Genomic DNA, 5,692 nt, shown 5'->3' with positions numbered 1-5,692 from the left:
TCCCGCGTCCCCGTACGCCCGCCTGTTCGCCCTCCCCGGCGCCAAGGCGTTCTGCGTCTCTGCCGCCGTGGCCCGCCTGCCCATCTCCATGATGAGTCTGGGCATCGTGCTGGCGCTGAACCACCTGTACGACAACTGGACCGTGGCCGGCACCATGAGCGCCACGTACATCTTCTGCGCCGCCATCGTCACGCCGTTCTACGCGCGCCTGTTCGACCGCCTCGGTCAGCGGCGCGTGGGCGTGGTGGCGCTCGCCGTGCAGACGGTGGTGATGCTGGGGCTCGGCGTGGGCGCGGCCATGCGCATCCCCATCCCCGCGCTGTTCGCGCTGGCCATCGCGGCGGGCCTCTCGCAGTTCTCGTTCGGCGCGCTCGTGCGCACCCGCTGGGCGTACGCGCTGCGCGGGCACGAGGACGAGGATTCGCTGCTCAACACGGCGTACGCGCTGGAGTCGGCCATCGACGAGATCGTGTTCATCGTCGGCCCCATTCTGGCGGCGTTCCTGGCCACGTCGGTCAACCCGGTCTCGCAGCTGTTCGTGCCGGTGGTCGCGGCGGCCTCGGGCGGCACGGTGTTCTTCTCGCTCAAGGCCACCCAGCCTCCGGTGCTGGTGCCCGTGGACGTACCCGCCGCGTCCGTACCCACCGACTCGGCGTCCGCTTCCCCGGCGTCCTCCCCGGAATCCGCCGCCGTTCCCGCCGGCGTCCTCCGCCGTGCCACCCGCTTCCGTCTCACGTCCCGCCTCGCATCCCGCGCCTCCGCCTCCGCATCCCGCGCCGGCGCCGGCATCCCCGCCGCCCCCCGCCCCCGTAGCGCCCTGCTCTACCCGGGCGTGTGGATCGTGGTGCTGGTGTTCGTGGTGTTCAACATGAGCTTCACCGCGTTCGACGTCTCGGTCACGGCCAGCATGAAGGCGATGGGCGTGGAGCAGTTCGTGGGCCTGCAGCTCGCCATGTTCGCGGTCGGGTCGTGCATCGGCGCCATCGTGTTCGGCTCGGTGAGCTTCCCCGGCTCGCACTGGCGGCTCATGGTGCTGTTCCTGGGCCTGCTGACGGTGGGGTTCGTCTCGTTCCGTCTCGCGATGCACCATCTGGTGCTGCTGGGCGCGCTGGAGGTGGTGGCCGGACTGGTGGTCTCGCCGATGTTCGCCACCGGCAACCTGATCGTCAAGGAGAGCGTGCCGGCGCGCTCGCTCACGGAGGGACTCGCGTGGGTGACCACCGGCGGTTCCGTGGGCGCGTCGCTCGGCTCCTCGGTGGCCGGCGTGGTGCTGGACGCGGGCGGTCCGGAGCTGGGCCTCATGATGCCGTTCCTGTTCACCGCGTGCGCCGTGCCGCTCGCCCTGCTCGGATGGGTGCTGAACCGCCGACGCCTGCGCGCGGCCGCGTGACCGAGCGCTCGCGTAACTGAGTGGTCGCGTGGCCGAGCGGTCGCGTGGCCGAGCGGTCGCGTGGCCTGACGATCGCGTGGCCGGGCAGTGTGCTGCCGAGGTGCGATCGCATGGCCAAGCGGTCGCATGACCAGACAGTGCTACCGCGATCGCAGATACTTGCCGAGATGCGTCGTGCGACGCGGTCCGCCCGTCCCCTGTCCGCCATGCGACGCCCTGACCACGCTGTGGAATCCCCGGAACCGTGCGCCCAAGCCGTTTTCCAGTGCTCCGTATGTCTCGGGGGGGGGTATGCGTTGAAGCAGATCTGCTTTGGGTCGGGCCAGCGTGGGACCGTTCCTTCCGTGCGTTGACGGATGGGGTAGATGTGTCGTTCGTGATGCCGGAGGCCAGTGTGGGTCCCTCTGCCGGGCGGTGTGGTTGTGCTTGGCGGGGGTGTGGAGAGGCTGAGCGAGAAGGAGCTTGCCATGAACGGGAACGGAAGACACAGGGCGGAACGGGGCGCGCCGGCGCGCAGCGTATGGCGCGTGCTGATGGGTATGCTGCTGGCCGTGGCCACGCTGATGGCGATGGTGCTGCCGATGGGCGTCGTCTACGCGGCGAACAGTGCCGACGCCGACGAGGTCACGGCGATCTGGCCCAAGGGCGTGACCGATCAGGACGTGAAGGACTACATCTACGCGAACTTCTCCAACGATCAGTTCGCTCCCGCGGTGTGGAAGGCGATCTCCACGTCCGGGCAAGACTTCACTGAGCTATATGAAGATGACGATCAAAATTTGGTTCGCCTCGATACTGCGGAGGACGTAGTTGGTTATTATGAAGGTGAAATTGTCATACCTTCTGCTTTTCATGAGTCGCTAAAGGGTTTGACGTTATTGCATCATACGTCTTCTTTGAAGTTGCAGGATACTTCGAATTGGCATGATTTGTCTTTTATTGAAGATGTTTATGAGGGCACCGATTTCGATCCGTATCCTACAGGTGGAGTAAGCCCTGTAGGGCCTGCGGTAATTGCTGGTAATGCTGCAGGAAGTTTGACTGGTTTGATGAGACTGCCGAAACGAACATATACATATAACCTAACTCGTATTGGCAATAATTTGCTTCATGCATATGATGTCGTTTTTTACAATAAATCAAATAATCTGTTTTTGCTGCGGGATGGTAAAGGCAGTAATGTAAGCATTGACACGGGTCTGCAAACACACGATTCAACCCCTGTTGATTTATCTCAACCGGATATCTCCGGAAGTGTTGGGCAGCAGACTCCCACAGAGACCAGCGTATCATATCCATCTCAGGAAAATGTTGGTTCTAGTAACGGTGTATCTCCTGTTACTGCTGAGAGTAATAAGGTGAATATAAGTATTTCTCCTTGTGCCGCAGATGGTTCATATGTTCAAAATACATATTTCAGAGAAATATATCGATACTATACTCGTGGGTCCATTCAACGGAACTCTATAGAGTATCACTATGTTGTGCGTGCTAGTTCTCTGAGTGCGGTTGATATTGTGGGCCAGCCTACTGTTCTCTCCGGTTTCAAGATTCAGAAACTTGGTGCATACAAATCCCTGAAGGGCGCCGAGTTTAATCTGTATTCTGATGCATCGACGACCACTCCGGCTCAACAAGTTGTTGTTAACTCTGATGGAAGTCTAACATATAGGAATGTTCCAGTTTTGACTTCTGGCGAAGATGGTGTTATTCAGGTAGATAACCTGAAGCCAGGAAAGTATTGGCTCATGGAGACCAAGGCGCCTGATGGGTATAATACAGTGGTTGAAAATCCTGTTGAGATAACCGTGTCAGATCCTGTTCAGGTTCCTAGTATCAATGTTGCTTCTGGTGAAGGAGCAACTGCTGATGTATTGAATCCTGAGGCTCACTATGAGGCTCAGTATAATAAGCGTGGTATGGGTACGTGGTCGCAAGCCGCAAATCTCAAAGACGCTGATGGATATACGAACACCACAACTGTTCAGGCTTCCGATCATGGCGGTGACGTGTTCATCAAGAACAACGGCAACTCGATTTCCGTTTCTTCGGATGGTGTTCCGGCGAACAGCAAGGTACTAAGCGGTTACACGGTCAATGGCCAGTCGTTCGATACCTTGGATGCGGCCGTCAAGTACGTGAACGAAGAGCTCATCGGCAATGGGCAGCTCACCTGCGCCGATCCGGTCATCACGATCGACGCGAGCAAGGCCGTGTACCTCGACACCAGCTATCAGACCGCCGACCCGATCGACGTCAACGACCCGGCGCAGCCGCTGAAGGTGCAGTTCCAGGCCAAGAAGAACTACACGGAGAACGGTCAGCCCGCTGCCTTCCCCGAGAACTTCACGTTCAGGCTGACGGCAGTCGGTGACAACGCCAAGCGACTGCTCGGCGCGGATTCGATCGAGCAGAAGGTCACCGAAGGCGCAACCGGCACCGGCACCGCGACATGGAACGCCCTGACCGTCTCGAACGATGAGTTCAATCGGGCTGACAAGGACGATACCGGTACGGCGACCTACATGTTCAAGGTCTCCGAGGTGGAGGGCAGCGATCCCGACATCACCTACGACACGACCGAGCACACAGTCACGCTCAAGGTCACCGAGGAATATCAGCCCGACCAGACCGGCGTCACCAACGGCCTGACCGGCAAGGTTTACATCGACGGTGCCACGGAGCCGGCAAAGACCTTCACCAGCAAGGACGTCGCCGACGGTCCTATACCGATCATCGACATCACCACCTTCGTCAACTCCAAGAAGTCGCTTCAGCCGGTGGGCGTGAGTCTGCAGGCCACGAAGCACTTCCAGGATGAGAAGGGCGATGAGACGACCATCCCGGCCGACAAGACGTTCACGTTCGATCTGACTCCGAACACGGATGACACCAATGCGAAGCTTCTGGCTCCCAACGGCGTGACCGCCGAGGTCGGTGCGGACGGCAAGGCCTTGTGGGCTCTCCCGCAGATCACGTCGGACATCTACGACAAGGCCACGAAGACGAACGGCGTCGCCTCGTTCAACTTCACCGCCAGCGAGCGGAACGGCGGTGACTCGAACATCACCTACGACATGACGACCGTCCCGGTCCGTCTGGAAGTCTCCAAGGTCGAAGCCGATGCCGCAGCGGGTACTCCCGCCGGCCTGAAGGTCGAGGTCTTCGTGGACGGCCAGCCGAAGGGCTCCGTGACCAGCGGCAAGGACCCCGCCACGCTGTCGGTCACGAACTCCGGCATCTCCTTCACCAACACCAAGAAGCCCGAGGACGTGAAGACCTCGGTGAAGGTGACGAAGGTGTGGACGGATTCGGATTCGACGGATCATTCCAAGGATTCGGTCAAGGTGACGTTGGAACAGTCCACGGACGGCCAGACGTGGACGGCGGTCACGCGCGCCGAGAAGGACAATCCGGTCACGTTGAACGCGGGCAACCAGTGGACCCACACGTGGGGGAACCTGCCGGAGTCCGTGAATGGCACGAAGGTCCAGTACCGGGTGCGCGAGACCAAGGTGAACGTGTCCGGCGGCACGAAGTACGAGGCCTCGTACTCGCCGGCGGGCGGCGTGGGCTCGGACGTGACGATCACCAACGCGCCGCCTACCCCGGATACGTACGGGTTCTCGTTCACGAAGATCGACGCCGAGTCGAAGGCGGGGCTTCAGGGTGCCGTGTTCGAGCTGACCGGCAACGGCGTCGCCGCGCAGCAGTCCACGTCCGACGACAAGGGCGTGGTGTCGTTCTCCGGTCTGCCCGCGGGCACGTACACGGTCACGGAGACGAAGGCCCCGACCGGCTACGATCTGCCGGACCCGGCGCCGTCGTTCACGGTGACGCTGGCGAAGGATCAGAATAATCCGGTGTTCTCCACTGACGACAAGGCCGGTCTGGTGGGCTGCCGCACGTGGGCCTCCGGAGAGGACGCGACCAAGGCGGGCACCTGCACCGATGGTCTGAAGGTGTCGAACACCAAGCCGAAGGTCTCGGTGTCCGCGTCGAAGACGTGGGTGGATGACGGTTTGCATCCGAGCTCGCTGGAGGTGACGCTGCAGCGTCGGCTCCAGGGCGCGGGCGATGACGCGTGGACGGACGTGAGGTCCGAGACGCTGTCGGACGCCAACAAGTGGAAGACGGTGTGGACCGGTCTGGACAAGTATGACGCGTCCGGCAAGGCGTACGAGTACCGGGTGATCGAGGCGGCGACGCCGGGCTACACGCAGGCGGTGACGTCGTCGCGCACGGGCGACGCGTGGTCGTTCGCGTTCAAGAACACGAAGCCGACCACTCCGCCTCCCACTC

The 5,692-nt window shown here is 61.3% G+C and carries 2 protein-coding genes and 1 pseudogene; all 3 read left to right on the top strand.

Going from position 1 to position 5,692, the window contains the following annotated elements:
- A partial coding sequence (locus tag G1C96_RS09970) for an MFS transporter (RefSeq protein ID WP_240945208.1) occupies positions 1–1,390 on the top strand: 1,390 nt, incomplete at its 5' end.
- Between the two features lie 467 nt (positions 1,391–1,857).
- Positions 1,858–3,198: pseudogene (locus tag G1C96_RS10485) on the top strand (SpaA isopeptide-forming pilin-related protein); the annotation flags it as partial.
- A 201-nt stretch (positions 3,199–3,399) separates the two neighbouring features.
- Positions 3,400–5,692: Cna B-type domain-containing protein (locus tag G1C96_RS10335; RefSeq protein WP_335341952.1), on the top strand; the 2,293-nt coding region annotated here is incomplete at its 3' end.

This window comes from Bifidobacterium moraviense (assembly GCF_012932365.1).
In the GTDB taxonomy this organism is placed as follows: Bacteria; Actinomycetota; Actinomycetes; order Actinomycetales; family Bifidobacteriaceae; genus Bifidobacterium; species Bifidobacterium moraviense.
Note: the sequence above shows the minus strand (reverse complement) of the source record. Positions and strands in the feature narration are given on the sequence as shown.